Below are 17,178 nucleotides of genomic sequence, written 5' to 3'. Positions count from 1 at the left end.
TTATCCTGCTCGTGCCATCTGCGTACCTGCTCTTCCCATTTCTTATCCTGCTCATGCCACCTGCGTACCTGCTCCTCCCACTTCTTATCCTGCTCGTGCCATCTGCGTACCTGCTCCTCCCACTTCCTCTCCTGCTCCTCCCATTTTCGCGCCTGCTCCCTCCACTGTTCCTCCAGTCTCTTAATATGCTCGTCCCACCTGCGGTTAAATTCTTCACGATCACGCCTTAGTTCTTCAAGCAGGCGATCAAATCGGCTCTCCGTTTCCTTCTTGTCGGCAAAGTACTGCCTGGATAATTTCAAAATAAGTTCCTGCACCTCGGGATCGGTCTCAATGATCCTGGGCAGTTCCCGAACTATGATCTCTTTTATTTGCTCGTTTCCTATCGCTCCCATCGAACAAATCCCTCAGGCCGATTTTTGTTTTCATATTATCTCACGGTTCAGTGAATTCCAAGGCAAAGTAAACAATCCCGGAAACCCGCTCAGCCTACTCTCTGACCCGTAAGCGATAAAAAGACATCTTCGAGATTAACCCGCCGGACGGAAAAAGCTCCTGGATGGAGAACCGCATGCCGTTTGGCCTCTTCTTGCGTTGGAAAATACAGGGTATGCATCCGTTCATTTTCCACCACATCGAGAGCCCAACGCCCAAGGTCGTCGATCAGTTCCTGGGGTTTTCCCACTGTAATAATTGTTCCTTCGGATAAAAAAGCCACCCGATCGGCCAGAAATTCGGCCTCTTCAATGTAGTGAGTTGTGAGAAATATCGTCGTTCCATCCATCTGGATCTTCTTTACAAGTGCCCAAATTTTGCGTCTGATTGCAGGATCGAGCCCAACCGTGGGTTCATCCAAAAAGAGGACCTTGGGCTCATGAAGCAAAGCCCTGGCAATCATCACCCGACGTTTCATCCCGCCTGACAGCTCTTTAACGGGACTTTTTTTTCTATCCTTCAGACCGACATATTCCAGAAGATAATCAATACGCTCGCGCCGATAAGATCGACTCATATCAAAGAGACGTCCGTGAATATCCAGGTTTTCCTCAACGGTCAGTTCGTGATCGAGATTTATTGCCTGGGGTACATATCCGCACTGGCGTTTGGCATTAATAGACTCTTTTTCAACATTATAGCCGTTGACGAAGGCCTCTCCTTCTGAGGCTCTGGCAAGCCCAACGAGGATTTTTATGGTTGTCGTCTTCCCGGACCCGTTTGGTCCCAGGTAAGCAAAGAGCTCACCTTCTTTTACTTTAAGGGTAATCCCCTTCAGAGCTTCCACCTGCCGATAGCGCTTTTTCAGGCCCCTGATTTCAATTGCGACAGGCTTTGTGGCGGCTGATTCGGCCATCTACGACAAAATATCCCCCATCTCGTTCTGAATTTTCGAAGAGCAATCGTTTAAGAACTCTTCAATCAACTCCTGATCAAGCTGAAAGAACCGGGCACTTACCTGCTCTGCAAGATCAAGATCCGGCGTTTTTATGGGGCCGATTTCCAGCTTGTGAGCAAAACTATTGCCCAGATGAACAAGATGTGCAAGCTCAGGACTGATCTTAGCCCTGCCGGGCCAGTGATGGTAACCTATGGCTTCTTCAATTTCCTGCGCAAACTGCCACTTTCTGGCGAGAAGTTGACCTACATGGACATGAGCAAAGCCGAACACAAGATTCTCAACACCTATTGAATCCGTCTCCGCACCGGTATAAAGTTCCTGTATTACAATATACATTTTGCTTGGAGCTTTGAGCTGCAACACCACCTTACCTATATCGTGTAACAACCCTGCGAGGAAAGCCTCCTCTGTCCGCCTGAAACGAAGCTTCTCCGCAAGATAGCGGACGATAAAACCAACCGATACGGAATGCTCCCAGAGCAGTTTCTCCGTAAGCCCAAAAGGCTTGATCATTTCTCTTACGGCCGATGCAACTACTATGGACTTCAAAGTGTTAAGCCCGATCACCACAGTGGCTTCGCTTACAGTCTTTATGGTTCTGGGACGCCCGTAGAATGGAGAATTTGCAAGCTTGAGTATCCTAGCAGTGAGTGCCGGGTCCTGCAGGATAATCTTCTCGAGTTCCTTTGGACTCACTTCAGGATCACTCAATTTCTGCATAACCAATTGCGCAGTATGAGGAATCGTGGGAAGATCTCCGGTAACGGAAACGATCTTTTTTAAAAGTGGAGACGCCTTCATTTTAAACTTCCCCTATTTTTTAACCTTTTACACTCTGAGACCTTGCTCTGTGTGAATAATATTTCAAGCACAAAAACGCAAGTAAAGCGGCCGAGAAGGACAACAGGGCATTAAAAGTAATATTACCCGACCAGTGCCACACGGTGGGCCCGGTTATAGAACCGATAAGCCGACCCGTAAGCCCACAGGCATAATTGATCGATAAAATATAACCCTTTGCCTCTGGAACGACTTCAGAAACAAAGGCAAAGGACGATACAACGGCAACTTCTGAAAAAAAGAACATAAGCCAGAGCACGAAAACCACTGCCTCTATGCTCGCACTAACATAAGGAATAAGCAAGTAGACCAGGGCCAGCCCCGATAATCCCGTCGTCAGAATCCGTTTTTTCCCAAGCCGGTCACCTATAAGAGCCACAAGGGCTTCTCCTGCCAGTTCTCCGCTACCGATGATAAAAGACAAGACTCCCAGTGCACCCAGTCTGAGGCCGAAGGCCTCTTCCATCCAGGCACCGTAAACGATAATTAAATTTTCATTTGAAAACATCATAAGAAAAGACATAGTTAGCACCCAGAATGGTTTACTCAGGACTGTGACACCGTATCCTCGCGGCACAACAACGCGACGCTCTGCGGGAAGGGCATGTATCAAAAAAGCGGCAAGACAACCCCATAACGCAATTACCAGAAAGGGTCCCCTCCAGCCCCATGCATCCAGCACAAAGGCACAGATCGGCATACCCACAAACCAGCTCGTCGCCCAGGCAGTCTCGACGATACCGATACCCCTGGCCCTGGTTTCGTAAGGGAAAAAACTGCTTACATAGGCCTGAACTGCCGGGTCATATACGGCCTTTGCCAGACCGGTCGAAATAAAAAAGGAAATAATACCCCAGTAGGCAGGCAGTAAAAAAATTCCCAGAGCACCGACCAGAATTATTAAAATTCCCACAAACAACCCGAACCGGTAACTTCCCTTATCGAGAAAAAATCCCAGAAAAGGGCTTACCAGGCCACAGGCAGAACGCAATGTCGCCAGAATGGCAAGTTCTTCGAAGCCCACACCAATACCCCGGGATAGCGCCGGAAGAAAAGGGTAAACCATCCTGTAACTCATGTTCAACAAAGCTCTGCCGAAGAGCAAAATACCGAAATGACGAGGCTTGAGAGAAACCATGGAGACTTCCTTCCTGTGCGGACGTAAAAAAACCCAATGGCACTTCGTGCCTACCGGCCATTGGGATAAATGCCCATAACAATACTTGGATTAACTTCTCCGAAGGAGCCTGAAGATGTAGCGCTTGGAACCGCCCATGCTCAAGACAAAACCCTCACGGTCTTCGTCAATATGAACATCTCCCTCAAGAAACCTGTAATTTTCACCATCCCAAAATCTCACCATGTGAGGATAAGGTGTAGGGTTTGAAGAATTATCCAGAATTCGTACATGGTTAACCAGACCAAGATAACGTCTTTGTCCCTCGACTTCCAGATAAAGCCTGAAAAAGGCAAGAAGCCCTGCCTCCCCTGTTCGGACCTCCACTGGGGCTTCTGACCTCTGAGACATCATCCGGTCCCTCCTGCTTCGCTACTTACCTGTTGAGGTACTTTCTCTTCTTCCGTCATTTTTCGTTTCAGTTCATTAACCTCTCGTCGTTTACCCCAATAAAGCTTTATGCCCACAAAAAGCCCCGCAACCACCCCAATCAGCAAAGAGATCAGAACGATATCGCCTATCGAACTGTACCACATCATCTTCTGGCGGATGTAAAGGTCGTAGTGGAAAGGAACTTCCATGGAAAAGGTCGGCATATTTTGCTTAATAAACAAGGCTGCAAGCCCTGCCACAAGCAGGGTAGTAATCCACCTGAAAGCCCTGATCATAACGATACCTCCTTTTGAAAGTAAGGCCTGAGTTTTTCATAGGTGCTTCTTAAATGTTCAGGTATGCACCTTATGTCGGCAAGAGCGGCCATAAAATTGGTGTCGCCGTCCCACCTCGGTACCACATGAAAATGGATATGCTCCTTTATGCCTGCCCCGGCAGACTCACCGAGATTGAGGCCTATGTTAAAACCCGTGGGCTTCATGACCTTACGAAGTATGGAAACACTGTGCTGAATACACAGGTTTATGTCAAGTAACTCGTCACGGCTAAGTTCCGTAATGTCGGACACATGACGCCAGGGAGCAATGAGAAGATGACCGTTGTTGTAAGGATATTTGTTCATAACGACCATTATTCTTTTGCCCCGATAGAGTATCAGGCGTTCTTCATCACTGAGGCCTCCCCCTTCGGGGCAGAAAATGCAGTAGGGTTCACGTTTCCCGAGTATGTAATCAATACGCCACGGAGCCCACAGATTTTTCATTATTTCACCTCACATCAGCTCAATTAGTCGAACATCAAATCGAGCCCCACCACTTACTTCCACCAGAGCCAGGCTACTCTGAACAACACCACGCCCTTTAAAAAGAGAACCGGGATTTAACCAGATCAGCCCGTTTTCTCGGCCGTAATAGGGAACGTGAGAATGTCCGTAGAATACGGCATCAAGCGAGTTGATAACATCTCGGAAAGCTTCCCGGATAGAGCCTCTGAGGTTGGAGTAGGAGCCCCAACCGTGTATAAGGCCCACCCGAAAAGATCCAACGGTTATAATCTTCTTTAGAGGCAAACTAGAAATAATCGCCGGATGATCTGAATTTCCTGCAACCCCTTCAAGATGATACTGCATGAAGTAATCCAGCACAACCGGAGACGTCCAGTCTCCAAGATGAATAACCATATCCGCCCCTTCGCAATATCTGCTACAGATGAGCTCCAGCTCTTCCGTAACACCTGTGAGATGTGTGTCCGACAACACCACAATCTTCATATCCGCATCCATACCGAAAAGTACCTTTGCCCTTCCCCAAAACGTTAATAGCCCACGGAGACAGACATATACAAGACCTTTATACCTTCACCCGATGTAACTTCGATTCCGTACAGAGTTTTGCTTCTTCCACAAGGGCATTTCCGCGAAATTCTTGCATGTTATCGGACCCATGTCGAATTTTAAACACCTTTGCTCCTATGAACCGAGAAAACCCGGCCGCAAATTGCCTTGCACAGAACCCATCGTTGTTGTATCAGATGATCTCCCGGCATTTTTATCCGGAACCTCCAGCCCTCTGACTGCCGGGAAGTAAAAAATATCTTGGAGTTTTATCATGAACAAGATTCCTGCAAAGGACGTCACAGAAGAAACAAAAGACCTAGAGGGTCATAATAAATATGGATGCACAATTCCCGAACGCCCTTTTTATCCTTTAAGGTTTATTCTGGAACGACTTATTAGACTTGGCAAAATGCCCCCGGATCAACAAAAGGTGCTTGAGGAACTTTCAAAGCAGGGCGTCATTGTTTACGCACTGAGGTTCCAATCCCTTTTTGACCTGCTCTACATAAAGACGAGACTCTTCCAGATGGGTTTGCCTCACCCGGAATTCGTCTTTGACATGCGCCCCTATCGGCTGAGGCCCTTTGTCGATGCATGGTCGTTGCGGATAGCCCACCTGACACACTATCTCAAACACAGCGCCCTTCCAAACCCTTACGAGGACGGTCACTACAAAAAACTTATTGAAGAAGGAAAAACCGGAGCATTATTCCTGCTTACGACAGAAACCCAATCAAGGCGGGCAATTGCCTTCGGAGAAGATCCCCTGCAACACCTGATTGAAATTCAGTCATCAACGGAAAAACCCATCTACATTGTACCCTGTGCGGTTGTCTACAGCCGACATCCCGGCAGAGAGTCCTTCAACGACAAATCTTCATGGTTCACACAAAAAAATCCGGGAATATTGAGAAAAACCTTCTCATTCTTGAGAGGTTACCGTCATGCGGTAATAGAAATAGGCGACCCGGTAAATCTTAAAGATGTGCTGACGGAACTCTCACCCATTTCATCTGAAAGAAGAACCCAGATCTTTCAGCTCCGCAGAAACCTTCTGGACTCCGTAAACAGCATCTATAAAAGTATTCTAGGACCCGCATTGAAATCCAAACTGGAATTGAAAGAAATTATCCTGAATAACCCGAAGCTCCAAACCTACATGCGTAGAAAGGCCAAATCAACAGGTCGAAAAATCTGGGACATATACCGTGAGGCCGACAAATACCTCGAGGAAATCGCAGCAGACTATAGCTACTCCCTGATTAAGATAATGGAAAGAGCGCTCAGATGGGCATGGAATACGATTTTCGACGGGATCGAAATAGACGAAGAAGGCCTTCGTAAAGTAAAAAAAGCTGCCCAGCGTCATACTCTGGTATACATACCCTGTCATAAAAGCCACATCGATTACCTGATACTTTCTTACGTTCTTTTTCAGGCCAATCTTTCTCCACCCTTTATTGCTGCCGGCAAAAACCTTTCCTTCTGGCCACTGGGGCCCATTTTCCGCCGAGGAGGAGCCTTCTTCATCAGGAGGACCTTCAGAGGTCAACGATTCTATGCCGAAGTGTTCTCACTCTACGTGAAAACGATGGTTCACCTGGGTCATAACATAGAATTTTTCATAGAAGGCGGTAGAAGCCGTACCGGAAAGCTCATACTCCCAAAGCTCGGCCTTCTGTCCATCCTCATACAGGCCGTAGAAGAAGGTTATTGCAGCGATCTGGTTTTTGTGCCCACGGCCATATGTTACGATAGGATACCCGAAGAAGAGTCTTATGTACACGAGATAACAGGAGGAAGCAAACAGGCAGAAAACATAAAACAGCTTTTTGGACTGAGACGTTTTCTCAAGAGAAAATACGGCCGAGTATATGTCAGGTTCGCAAAACCCATATCTCTTGCCCAATACCTTGAAAGAAACAAACTGAACCTGAAAAAGATGCGCCCCAGAGAGCGTCACGAAGTTTATCGTGACTTTGCTTTCAGAATCATTAACAGCATTAATAACGTATCCGTTGTCACACCCCATGCTCTGGTTTCATCTTCCCTGTTAACCACGTCCCGGTCCGGCATCTCGCTCATCACGTTAAAGCTCACGATGCGAACCATGCTTGAGTATCTGTCCTTCATAAACGTAAAATTCTCCAGAACCTTTAACAACTACGATTCCATGCTGGAAGAAACCCTGACCGATCTGGAAAAAAGCAAGGTTATCGAGAGAATCCGTGAACCCGAAGATTCGGAAGAAGATATACTTATTTCTATTGAAGAAAAGAAAAGACACATACTGGAATACTACAAAAACAACATCATCCACTTTTTCCTTCCCCTTTCCTTCGTATCAGCTTCAATAATTGCCCAGAAGACCTTCCGCCCGAAATTGGAACATATCCTTGAAGATTACCGGTTTCTCAAAAAACTCTTTAAACACGAATTTGCCTACGACAACGACATACCAGACGAAAAAAACATCGAAAACGCCTGTGATTTTCTCTTAAGGCAAAATTGGATCGTAAATCTCGGCTCAGAAGGCGAATTTGAACTCAAACACGAAGGTTTGAGGGCCTGCGAGATTTTTGCATCGATAATTCAAAATTATCTGGAAGGTTACTGGATATGTCTCAGAGGATTGAGATTCCTGGAAAAAAAGGAAAAATATCAGGACAGAGAGTTCGTTAAGAAGATCCTTGCCGAAGGGCGTAAGGCCTTAAAACTGGGATTTATTGAAAGGCCCGAATCCATTTCCAAAATAATGTACGAGAATGCTTTAAAACTCTTCGAAGAAGAGGATTACCTGGGGAAGAGTGTCGAACGAGAGGGTAAGGAAAAAACCGAACCGAAAGAATTTTTTGTAAAAGGGCCGAGATATGACGAAATATCTGCTATGCTGCGGAAAGTAGGTCGTTTTTTGAGGCGTGATGGATAGCATCAATAACCTTTACCGCGGATAAACCATCCGCCGAATTTAGAAAATTCTTCATCATCACCGGCATCCCAGACCTGCACTCCCAGAAACCGAGCAAGTTTCTCCGCATCCTCTCTTATCTTCCCTACACTGCCGTGATCAACGACATTCACTCTATCGCCACTTTTAAGTACCAGATTAAGTTCGTGACTGCGAAAACGGCCGCCTATCGCTCCGCTGGTTTTCGATATAATCTGGATTGCTTTAATTTGATCCAGCGGAACCTCAATACCGGGATACCCCTCTCTGCGAAATACGCCCGCGGCTCTGTCAAAAATGAGACGCCTCTTTTGAGCCAGCTTCACCAGGCCGATCAGGCAAAACAAAAATCCGGCAACAACAGGTAATAAAAGGAATACTCTGTCGCTCCCTGAGGATCCTGCTCTTATAGTCACAACCAAAATAGTTCCGCCAATTCCCGCCCCCAGCAGGGATAAGAGCAGGTAGCAAATTTTGAGGGTCGGCGATCTGCGAAATTCCGCATAAATGGGGCTAACTTCCACAAACCTATGAGTACAGAAAGAAGCGCCTTCGTCTTTTCTTAGAGGCTCCCATTGAGTTTCCTTCGCCAGTGCCCCATTTTCGATTTCTTTCCTTTCACCCTTTCGAAGGCTTTCCTTTCTCTTTTTAAGATCACCGGACATTCGATTCAGCATGACTACCGACCCTTGCGAAACACCCTCAATATCAAGAGCCGGACGCAGCTACTATCACACACACCATATCCATCACATTAGTCCGAGTTGGGCCTATATGTAAATGGTCGCCGGTTGCCTTAAAAAAGTTGAAAGAATCGTTTCGTCTGAGATAGTCCAGAGCATCTATTCCGGCATTTCGGGCTTTCGATACTGTTTGTCCATCGGCAAAGGCTCCTGCAACATCCGTAGGACCATCCGTTCCGTCCGTTCCTGCGCTAAGAACCCATATATTATTCCAGCCGTCGAGCTCGACGGCACAGGCCAGTGCTAACTCCTGATTCCTGCCCCCGAGGCCATCTCCCTTTATGGTAACCGTCGTTTCCCCACCGAAAAGGAAACAGGCAGGCGGAGAAACGGGCCTCCCAGTGGCTGCACATTCTTTGGCTATGGCCGAGATGACCTTCGCAACTTCTCTGGCTTCTCCTTCCATCCTTGACGTCATTATAAGGGTTCTGTAACCTCGTTTTGTGGCCTCTTGTTGAGCTGCATCGAGAGCCATAAAGTTATTACCGACAATCAGATTGACGACGTTGTTGAATACGGGGTCACCCTTTTTGGGAGTCTCGGGTCTGACACCGGCCACTCCTTCCTCCAGCACCTTCAGAACCTTTTCGGGCACATCCGGACGAATGCCGTATTTGTCTATTATGCGTAAACAGTCTTCAAAAGTGGTCGGATCTGGCGCTGTCGGTCCAGAAGCTATCACATCCAGAAGATCACCGACCACGTCGGAAAGAATTAGAGAAAAGATCCGGGCAGGATAAGCGGCTCTGGCGAGCCCACCACCTTTTATTCTCGACAGATGCTTTCTTATGGCGTTGATTTCACCGATGGTCGCACCGCACGCAAGCAGTAATCTGGTCACTTCCTGTTTTTCCTCAAGTCCCACAGGAGCAACCGGAGCCGGCGTCAGTGCGCTTCCACCTCCGGAGAAGGCCGCAATGATAAGATCTTTATCTCCCGCCTTGCGAGCAATCCTCAGTAGCTCTTCCGTTGCCCGAACGCCGGCTTCATCGGGCACCGGATGACCTGCTTCAAAAAGGCGAATTCTCCTTAACGGCAAACCATGCCCGTATTTTACCGTAACGGCCCCATCGGAAATTCGTTCTCCGAGAATATCTTCAAGGGCTACTGCCATCGGGGCTGTGCCCTTCCCTGCTCCGATCACGTACACGCGTTCGATTTCCTTCAGATCAACACTATGAGAACCCAGAATGAGAAGGGAGCCTTCTTTTCTTACATGGCGCTTTATAGCCACCTCCGGATCCACCGCTTTTAACCCTGCTTGAAAAATTGCTACGAGATCCTGTTTAATCGACATGACATTCCCCTTTAATTTGCAATGATGCAGTTTACACCGTATCCCATCCCCCATTTGAGCCTCCGTTGATCTCAGTTTTACATCGATTCAATTGAAATAAAAATCCCTTCGAAAGCCCCCTCTACCTGCTGTGACAAAATCAACTAAGGAAAAGTTTCTTTTCGGAAGGCTCTGTGGTAAATATTTAGACCCGATGAATTATTTAAGCGGGCCGGGAATTAAAATCCAGAGACCACACGGAGGGTATGGCATTGAAAGAACAGGAAATCAGAAGAAAAGAAGAAATACTGGAGCCCCGAGGCAAACTGGGTGTCCTTATTCCCGGAATTGGCGGAGCCGTCAGCACAACCTTTATCGCAGGGGTTGAACTCGTGCGCCGGGGTCTTGGCGAGCCCGTAGGATCACTAACTCAGCTTGGAACCATCAGGCTCGGAAAGCGCTACGAATACAGAACCCCAAGAATCAAAGATTTCGTACCCCTTGCCGACATAAACGACCTGGTTTTTGCGGGTTGGGACATTTACGACGCCAACCTTTACGAAGCGGCTCAATTCGCAAAGGTTCTTCAGAAGGACCACATCGAACCCATAAAAGATTTCCTTGCTTCAATAACACCAATGCCTGCCGTATTCGACAGGCGCTTTGTACGGAACCTCGATGGCAACCACGTAAAAAAAGGAAAAAATCTCCGGGATCTTGTCGAACAGTTAAAGGAAGACATACGAAATTTCCAGAAAACACAAGGGGTGGATCGTTGCGTCATGATCTGGTGCGGAAGCACCGAGGTTTACATGAAGCCGGAGGACGTACATTCGTCGCTTCCCGCTTTTCTGGAAGCCCTTGAAAAAAGCGACGAGCGAATTGCTCCCAGCATGCTTTACGCTCTGGCTGCCCTGGAGCTAAACATCCCCTTCGTAAACGGCGCTCCTAACCTCACTGTGGACATCCCCGCCCTAATTGAACTGGCGAAGAAGAACAAGGTACCCATTGCAGGCAAAGACTTCAAAACCGGCCAGACACTCATGAAAACCATAATCGCCCCTGGCCTCAAAGCAAGGCTCCTGGGACTCGAAGGATGGTACTCAACCAACATCCTCGGAAACAGAGACGGCCTGGTTCTGGACGATAAAGACTCCTTCAAAACCAAGGAAGAAAGCAAGCTTTCCGTTCTGGATTACATTCTGCAACCCCAACTCTATCCAACACTTTACAAAAACTACTATCACAAGGTCACCATAAATTACTACCCACCCAGAGGGGACAATAAAGAAGGCTGGGATTGTATAGACATCTTCGGATGGCTCGGCTACCCCATGCAAATAAAGATAGATTTTCAGTGTAGAGACAGCATTCTGGCTGCACCGCTGGTTTTAGACCTGGTACTGTTCATGGATCTGGCTCAGAGGGCCAACATGAACGGTATCCAGGAGTGGTTGTCTTTTTACTTTAAAAGCCCCATGCACAAAGAAAACCTTTACCCTGAACACGACCTTTTCATTCAATTGATGAAGCTTAAAAATACTTTAAGATATCTCATGAAAGAAGAACAGATAACTCATTTTGGTCTGGATTATTACATGGAGTAAGTATCTGCAGGGGATGGGAGGTTAGTTGCCCATCCCCAATGCCCGGTTTTCCTTGCTATTCGCGGGAAGGTAATCACCGATGGTATCCCGTAGAGCGCGTACCCAGAGCTCATTAGTGCTGGAAAGCCCCAAGGCAATCCTAACGTATCTGTCCGAAAGTCCTTCGAAATTTCTGCAATCTCTAATCAGAATTCTGTGCCTCAGGAGCATCTGCTCTCGAAGCTCCGTAGAGTTAAGAGGTATTTCCTCCTTCAGCCTGATAAGCACATAATTCGCCGCAAAAGGCGATGACTCTATCCCCCGAATTTCCAGCAACTTCTCTTTAACCCTTTTCTTCTCCCGATCGAAAAAAGACAGGGTCTTATCAACAAACGATCGGTCTTTGAGACAAAAAACGGCCGCATGTTGGGCAAAAATGTTGACTGACCAGGGAGGAACAAAAAGGCGCAGTTTGTTTATTATGTCGGCACCTGCTACAATGTAGCCAATCCTCAGGCCTGGAAGAGAAAAGAACTTCGTAAGAGAACGTATCACCATCAGAAAAGGTTCACGGGCTGCAAGCTCTTTCAAGGAGTTTTCCTCGCAGAAATCAACGAATACCTCGTCAATCAGCCAGAAGTTCTGCCTTTTTCTAACGCTCCATTTTATGTAATCCAGAACTTCGCCGGACAAAAGCGTGCCTGATGGACTGCCCGGATTGGTGAGTATCACAACATCGGGGTTGGACGCATGTACCAGGGCGTCAAGTTGCTCAACGGTGGGCTGAAATCCCGTCTCCCAGGCAGTCCTCAGTTTTCTGATAATCACCCCGGCATTTTCGAGACTCCTGAGATATTCTCCAAAGACGGGCAGGACCACGGCAACACGGCGCCAGTTTAAAGCAAAGGGCAACCAGAAAAGAAGTTCTGTCGACCCATTACCGACGGCGAAAACCGATTCCGGTAGCCCGTGGTATTCTGCAAGAGCACGAATCAGCTCTAGATTATGAATATCCGGATAATGGACGATCTCGCCGAAGCGGCTCAACAGGTACTCTTTAAGCCCCTCGGGAGGGCCAAGCGGATTTATGCTTGCACTGAGATCGACAATCTCGTCGATACTCCAGCCGTAATTCCGACATATTTCGTAAACGTTTCCTCCATGAGAGGCAGTACCGATCACAGTAACCATCTCCTCTTGCTATGGGCGACACAATCCTGACCAGGCCTTGAAAGCTCCTTATATCTAAATTCTCCGACAATGCTCAATCCATATTTACCGGAAGCAGGTGGCATACCTATTGCCCTGCTATCTAGGGTACGCAGAGTTGTTATAATTTTGTATTATCAGCAATACTGGAATCAGCTGAAAGGTTCAACCCGAAACGGGAGGGACGGTCATGGAGAGCAAAATCGCCCGGGCACTGGGATTGCCCTTTCATCCCGTATCCCTGATCTGGACCAACAGGGAGCCCGAGAAGGCCAGAAAATTCCGGCCCGGAAAATGGGGATGTGTAATGTGGCTTTTCGCCGAAGTCGCCCGAAAGGGTAGCATGGCAGTTTTTTCTAAGGAAAACTTCGGCTGCTGGGGAGGTGGAGTCGGTCTGGGTTTTGGCAATCGATATGCAGACTTCCCCGGTGGAGAGGAATGCTTTTCTTATTTTCTTTCCACCGGTAACAGAAACCACAACACGGGCAGGCAGGTCGCTGAAGCACTCAAAGATCGTGCAAGCAAGAGCTTTCTCGAAGAGTTCCTTAACGGCGAAGGATATTTCGCCTCTCCTGAAGAAGTTAAAGAATTCCTGCAATTACTTCCCTTCCGGGAAATTACCGAAAAATACGTCGTTATGTGCCCGCTGGAAAAAATCGAGGAATTTGAAAACCCACCCAGGGTTGTTGTCTTCACGGCAGGGCCACATCAGCTTGCCGCCCTTATTATACTTGCAAACTACAACAGAAAAGGAATAGAAAATGTAATCGTACCGTATGCTGCTGGATGTCAGACTATTGGAATTTTTGCTTACAGGGAGGCTGAGTCGGAACATCCAAGGGCTGTTATGGGTCTTACGGACATTTCCGCCAGAAACTACGTAAGAAGACACCTGGGAGACCATGTCTTCACCCTGGCTCTGCCCTGGAAACTGTTCCAGGAAATGGAAGCCAATCTGAAGGGAAGCTTTGTCGAAAGGAACACCTGGAAAGAACTTATGAGGACGGCTCATGAATGAAATGGCCCACGATAGCACCCACGGTAAAGCAGGGAAAAAACGTGCGGGAATGGCGTTAGTCCTTGCCGCACTGGCACTGCTCTTTTTTATGATCTTCAGAAACAGCATCTTCGGAATATCCGGCTCCGAAGATGTAACACGGTTTCGAACAGAACCGGTTGAAAAAGGCGATCTTACTGTTACGGTTACGGCAACGGGAACCCTGGAACCCATGGATCAGGTTGAAGTGGGCGTAGAAGTTTCCGGAACCATTCGAACGGTTGAGGTTGATTATAACGATCCTGTGAAGAAGGACCAGGTTCTTGCACGGCTTGATACTTCAAAGTTCGAAGCCCAGGTGCTTCAGTCGCAGGCAAAACTCGACCTTGCCCGGGCAAAGTTAAAAGAGGCTCAGGCCGACATAAAGCTTGCCAGAAGCAAGCTGGAACAATACCGGAGGGCACGAAAACTTACGGGCGGGAAGTCGCCTTCCCAGATAGAAATGGACGAAGTAGAGGCACAGCTCGCCAAGGCCGTCGCCGCCGAAATGAGCGCAAAGGCAGAGATCGCAAGTGCCCAGGCAGAACTGGAATACAACAAAATTAATCTTTCCAAAGCAATCATTCGTTCACCCATGGACGGCATCGTACTTTCAAGACAGGTGGAACCCGGCCAGACGGTAGCCGCATCCCTTCAGACCCCTACCCTTTTTATCATAGCCCGGGATCTTAAAGAGATGGAGTTACATGTTGACGTGGATGAGGCCGACATAGGTAAGGTCAGGCCCGGACAAAAAGCGACCTTCACGGTGGATGCGTATCCTGACAAAGTATTCGACGCGGAGGTAAAAGAGATATGGCTTTCGCCGGAAACGAGTGATGGCGTCGTTACCTATGAAACCGTTCTCTATGTGCGAAACCTGGAGGGATTGCTCCTTCCCGGAATGACCGCCACCGCCGACATAATTGTAAGTGAGAAAAGGAATGTTACCCTGATCCCCAACGCAGCGTTGAGATTCCACATGCCCGATAAAAACACGGATAGAGAAGACAAAAATTCCAGAAGCGGGCTTCTCGGTATGATGCTTCCCAGGTTTCCGAGGCGAGGAGGAAACTCCACGGAGAGCGTTGCCAGGCATGCGGCTTCGGGATCTCAGGTTTATGTATGGGTGCTTAACGAGGGCAGGCCGGAGAAGCGCCTAATAGTTGCGGGAGAGTCCGATGGGATAAAGACCGAGGTTCTGTCGGGTGACATTAAACCCGGAGACGCCGTTATTGTGGGTATTATGCCTTCCGGTAAAAGCTAGGGAGATCCCAGGGATGAAAAGCCCCCTGATAAGGCTCAAGGGCATAACCAAGGTTTACGGCAAAGGAAGTGCCGCCTTCAAAGCCCTTAAAGGCATTGATGCAGAAATAGACAAAGGCGAGTTCGTGGCGGTAATGGGCGCCAGTGGCTCCGGTAAGTCCACCTTTCTCAACATCCTCGGATGCCTGGACAGTCCAACCTCGGGAAGCTACATTTTCAAAGACCAGCATGTAGAAAAATTTTCCACCAACGAACGGGCTCTTTTCAGACGACACCACATCGGGTTTATATTCCAGAGTTACAACCTACTGAGCCGTGCTACCGCACTGGAAAATGTGGAGCTACCGCTAATCTACCGGAGAATCCCAAAAAAGGAGCGACGCGCCATGGCGGCGGAAGCTCTGGAGGTAGTGGGACTTTCCGGGTGGGCTGATCACAGACCTCAGGAGCTGTCGGGAGGCCAACAGCAAAGAGTGGCCATAGCCAGAGCAATCGTCACGAGGCCTGAGGTGATCCTTGCCGACGAGCCCACGGGAAACCTGGACAGTGAAATGAGCCATGAAATCATGAAACTGCTCGTGGCCTTAAACAGAGACCTCGAACTCACCATCGTTATGGTAACCCACGAGCCGGAAATGGCAAACTATGCCAAACGGATTATCCGTTTTGTTGACGGTAGAATCGTCGATGGGCCGGAGTCTAAAAGATGATAAGGGATGCGCTGATAATTGCCTTTCGGGAATTGAGAAGGAATCTTCTGAGGTCGGTTTTAACATCCCTGGGTATAATCATAGGCGTTGCATCGGTCATCACGATGGTTACCCTGGGTAATGGCGCAACCGAACAGGTTCGCCGCCAGATAGCCAGCCTGGGCAGCAATTTACTGATGGTCCATGTAGGGCAGGCTCCCCGGGGACATGGAGGCGCCAGAGCCGAAGCACCACCATTTGATCTTTCCGACGCAAGGGCTATCGAAAGAGAAATTTACGGAATAGAGGCCGTTGCTCCAATGGCCGGCACGGCCATGCAGGTTATATACGGAAATCGCAACAGGCTCACATCAGTTTTCGGCACAACCAATGGTTTTTTTGAGGTAAGGGACTGGGAGATTGCAGAGGGCAGGGTATTTCTCGAAGGTGAAGAGCGTGCCGGAAAGACGGTTTGCATTCTGGGGCAGACGGTCGTAAAAGAGCTTTTTCCCTATGAGGACCCCATCGGGAAAATAGTCAGGCTCAAGAAACAGGCCTACAGAGTGGTAGGAGTCCTGAAAGAAAAGGGACTTTCATCCTTTGGTACGGACAGAGACGACATCGTTCTGATACCCATAAAAGCCTTTCACCGCCGCATCGCCGGCAACACCGACATAAACCGTATAGAAGTTTCGGTTCTGGACGAAAGCCTTATGGAGCAGGTCAGGACGGACATCGAAGCCCTCATGAGGCAGAGACGCCGCATAAGGCCCGGAGAACTCGACGACTTTCACGTACGGGACATGAGAGAAATAGCCGAGGTCCTTTCGGGCACAACGAAATCCATGACTTCTTTGCTTGCGGCAATAGCCGCCGTAAGCCTCCTTGTAGGCGGGATCGGTATAATGAACATCATGCTGGTCGCCGTAACCGAAAGAACCCGTGAAATCGGTATAAGGATGGCCGTAGGGGCACTACCCCGGGACGTGTTGCTCCAGTTTCTCGTTGAATCTGCGGTCATCTCATCTCTCGGCGGCTTCATAGGAATCTTTCTGGCCCTTGGATGCTCGGTATGGTTATCAAAGGTTCTTCTGGTTCCCTTTGTCCTGGATCCCCTAATTGTGGGTATCGCTTTTCTCTTTTCTGCCCTTATAGGAATCGCATTCGGCTTCTTCCCCGCCCGAAGGGCCGCTCATCTAAACCCCATTGACGCCCTCAGGCACGAGTAACGGCTCCAAAGCCTCCATCCCCACCTGCGGATGGAAAAGCTCCCCGCTCTTGTAT

The 17,178-nt window shown here is 48.4% G+C and carries 16 protein-coding genes and 1 pseudogene; 6 read left to right on the top strand and 11 right to left on the bottom strand.

The genetic code is table 11. The features are described from left to right. The 8 genes and pseudogenes from BM091_RS14055 to BM091_RS03750 form a co-directional block, all read right to left on the bottom strand. A pseudogene (locus BM091_RS14055) lies at positions 1-395 on the bottom strand (hypothetical protein); the annotation flags it as partial. A gap of 89 nt (positions 396-484) precedes the next feature. Then, entirely contained in the window at positions 485-1,351 is an 867-nt protein-coding gene (locus tag BM091_RS03780; RefSeq protein WP_093393615.1) for an ABC transporter ATP-binding protein, read from the bottom strand. After that, positions 1,352-2,197: an HDOD domain-containing protein gene (locus BM091_RS03775; protein ID WP_093393614.1), complete on the bottom strand. Its 846-nt coding sequence runs from the start codon at positions 2,195-2,197 to the stop codon at positions 1,352-1,354. A 19-nt stretch (positions 2,198-2,216) separates the two neighbouring features. Then, on the bottom strand, positions 2,217-3,374 hold the full coding sequence (locus tag BM091_RS03770; RefSeq protein WP_093393612.1) for an MFS transporter: 1,158 nt from the start codon (positions 3,372-3,374) through the stop codon (positions 2,217-2,219). Between the two features lie 90 nt (positions 3,375-3,464). Next, the gene (locus BM091_RS03765; RefSeq protein ID WP_093393611.1) at positions 3,465-3,767 is read right to left on the bottom strand and encodes a hypothetical protein; all 303 of its coding nucleotides are present in this window, start codon (positions 3,765-3,767) and stop codon (positions 3,465-3,467) included. Then, entirely contained in the window at positions 3,764-4,081 is a 318-nt protein-coding gene (locus BM091_RS03760; protein WP_093393609.1) for a LapA family protein, read from the bottom strand. The genes BM091_RS03765 and BM091_RS03760 overlap by 4 nt, the downstream gene beginning before the upstream one ends. Next, entirely contained in the window at positions 4,078-4,569 is a 492-nt protein-coding gene (locus BM091_RS03755; protein WP_093393608.1) for an HIT family protein, read from the bottom strand. The genes BM091_RS03760 and BM091_RS03755 overlap by 4 nt, the downstream gene beginning before the upstream one ends. 9 nt (positions 4,570-4,578) lie before the next feature. Then, on the bottom strand, positions 4,579-5,076 hold the full coding sequence (locus BM091_RS03750; protein WP_177193516.1) for a metallophosphoesterase family protein: 498 nt from the start codon (positions 5,074-5,076) through the stop codon (positions 4,579-4,581). A 337-nt stretch (positions 5,077-5,413) separates the two neighbouring features. Between BM091_RS03750 and BM091_RS03745 the strand changes: the two genes are divergently transcribed. After that, positions 5,414-8,071, top strand: a complete 2,658-nt coding sequence (locus BM091_RS03745) for a 1-acyl-sn-glycerol-3-phosphate acyltransferase (protein WP_093393605.1) — start codon at positions 5,414-5,416, stop codon at positions 8,069-8,071. A 2-nt stretch (positions 8,072-8,073) separates the two neighbouring features. Here the strand turns inward: BM091_RS03745 and BM091_RS03740 are convergent, their stop codons facing one another. Then, on the bottom strand, positions 8,074-8,766 hold the full coding sequence (locus BM091_RS03740; RefSeq protein WP_093393603.1) for a hypothetical protein: 693 nt from the start codon (positions 8,764-8,766) through the stop codon (positions 8,074-8,076). Between the two features lie 31 nt (positions 8,767-8,797). Next, positions 8,798-10,129: a glycerate kinase type-2 family protein gene (locus BM091_RS03735; protein ID WP_093394258.1), complete on the bottom strand. Its 1,332-nt coding sequence runs from the start codon at positions 10,127-10,129 to the stop codon at positions 8,798-8,800. A 245-nt stretch (positions 10,130-10,374) separates the two neighbouring features. Here BM091_RS03735 and BM091_RS03730 point away from each other — a divergent pair, with 245 nt between their 5' ends. Then, complete coding sequence (locus BM091_RS03730; protein ID WP_093393601.1) at positions 10,375-11,715, top strand: inositol-3-phosphate synthase; 1,341 nt, start codon at positions 10,375-10,377, stop codon at positions 11,713-11,715. Between the two features lie 21 nt (positions 11,716-11,736). Here the strand turns inward: BM091_RS03730 and BM091_RS03725 are convergent, their stop codons facing one another. Further along, positions 11,737-12,876: a pyridoxal phosphate-dependent aminotransferase gene (locus BM091_RS03725; RefSeq protein ID WP_177193515.1), complete on the bottom strand. Its 1,140-nt coding sequence runs from the start codon at positions 12,874-12,876 to the stop codon at positions 11,737-11,739. Between the two features lie 217 nt (positions 12,877-13,093). On the opposite strand from BM091_RS03725, the gene BM091_RS03720 reads away from it, so the two are divergent. The 4 genes from BM091_RS03720 to BM091_RS03705 are packed head-to-tail and all read left to right on the top strand — an operon-like array spanning position 13,094 to position 17,123. After that, positions 13,094-13,921: a DUF169 domain-containing protein gene (locus BM091_RS03720; protein ID WP_093393598.1), complete on the top strand. Its 828-nt coding sequence runs from the start codon at positions 13,094-13,096 to the stop codon at positions 13,919-13,921. Then, positions 13,914-15,206: an efflux RND transporter periplasmic adaptor subunit gene (locus BM091_RS03715; RefSeq protein ID WP_093393596.1), complete on the top strand. Its 1,293-nt coding sequence runs from the start codon at positions 13,914-13,916 to the stop codon at positions 15,204-15,206. Before BM091_RS03720 ends, BM091_RS03715 begins: the two co-directional genes overlap by 8 nt. A gap of 13 nt (positions 15,207-15,219) precedes the next feature. After that, positions 15,220-15,915 carry an ABC transporter ATP-binding protein gene (locus BM091_RS03710; RefSeq protein WP_093393595.1) on the top strand — a complete coding sequence of 232 codons (696 nt, stop codon included), beginning with the start codon at positions 15,220-15,222 and terminating at the stop codon, positions 15,913-15,915. Then, positions 15,912-17,123: an ABC transporter permease gene (locus BM091_RS03705; RefSeq protein WP_093393593.1), complete on the top strand. Its 1,212-nt coding sequence runs from the start codon at positions 15,912-15,914 to the stop codon at positions 17,121-17,123. Before BM091_RS03710 ends, BM091_RS03705 begins: the two co-directional genes overlap by 4 nt. The last annotated feature ends 55 nt before the right edge of the window (positions 17,124-17,178 follow it).

Source organism: Thermodesulforhabdus norvegica (genome assembly GCF_900114975.1).
In the GTDB taxonomy this organism is placed as follows: Bacteria; Desulfobacterota; Syntrophobacteria; order Syntrophobacterales; family Thermodesulforhabdaceae; genus Thermodesulforhabdus; species Thermodesulforhabdus norvegica.
This window is presented reverse-complemented; position numbering and strand designations above follow the sequence as displayed.

What these genes read in the sequence shown, in the direction of transcription:
- BM091_RS03740 (WP_093393603.1), bottom strand. Translation starts at nt 8,766, where the DNA reads ATGCTGAATCGAATGTCCGGTGATCTTAAAAAGAGAAAGGAAAGCCTT.
- BM091_RS03735 (WP_093394258.1), bottom strand. Translation starts at nt 10,129, where the DNA reads ATGTCGATTAAACAGGATCTCGTAGCAATTTTTCAAGCAGGGTTAAAA.
- BM091_RS03705 (WP_093393593.1), top strand. Translation starts at nt 15,912, where the DNA reads ATGATAAGGGATGCGCTGATAATTGCCTTTCGGGAATTGAGAAGGAAT.
- BM091_RS03750 (WP_177193516.1), bottom strand. Translation starts at nt 5,076, where the DNA reads ATGAAGATTGTGGTGTTGTCGGACACACATCTCACAGGTGTTACGGAA.
- BM091_RS03755 (WP_093393608.1), bottom strand. Translation starts at nt 4,569, where the DNA reads ATGAAAAATCTGTGGGCTCCGTGGCGTATTGATTACATACTCGGGAAA.
- BM091_RS03765 (WP_093393611.1), bottom strand. Translation starts at nt 3,767, where the DNA reads ATGATGTCTCAGAGGTCAGAAGCCCCAGTGGAGGTCCGAACAGGGGAG.
- BM091_RS03745 (WP_093393605.1), top strand. Translation starts at nt 5,414, where the DNA reads ATGAACAAGATTCCTGCAAAGGACGTCACAGAAGAAACAAAAGACCTA.
- BM091_RS03710 (WP_093393595.1), top strand. Translation starts at nt 15,220, where the DNA reads ATGAAAAGCCCCCTGATAAGGCTCAAGGGCATAACCAAGGTTTACGGC.
- BM091_RS03780 (WP_093393615.1), bottom strand. Translation starts at nt 1,351, where the DNA reads ATGGCCGAATCAGCCGCCACAAAGCCTGTCGCAATTGAAATCAGGGGC.
- BM091_RS03770 (WP_093393612.1), bottom strand. Translation starts at nt 3,374, where the DNA reads ATGGTTTCTCTCAAGCCTCGTCATTTCGGTATTTTGCTCTTCGGCAGA.
- BM091_RS03760 (WP_093393609.1), bottom strand. Translation starts at nt 4,081, where the DNA reads ATGATCAGGGCTTTCAGGTGGATTACTACCCTGCTTGTGGCAGGGCTT.
- BM091_RS03715 (WP_093393596.1), top strand. Translation starts at nt 13,914, where the DNA reads ATGAATGAAATGGCCCACGATAGCACCCACGGTAAAGCAGGGAAAAAA.
- BM091_RS03720 (WP_093393598.1), top strand. Translation starts at nt 13,094, where the DNA reads ATGGAGAGCAAAATCGCCCGGGCACTGGGATTGCCCTTTCATCCCGTA.
- BM091_RS03775 (WP_093393614.1), bottom strand. Translation starts at nt 2,197, where the DNA reads ATGAAGGCGTCTCCACTTTTAAAAAAGATCGTTTCCGTTACCGGAGAT.
- BM091_RS03730 (WP_093393601.1), top strand. Translation starts at nt 10,375, where the DNA reads ATGGCATTGAAAGAACAGGAAATCAGAAGAAAAGAAGAAATACTGGAG.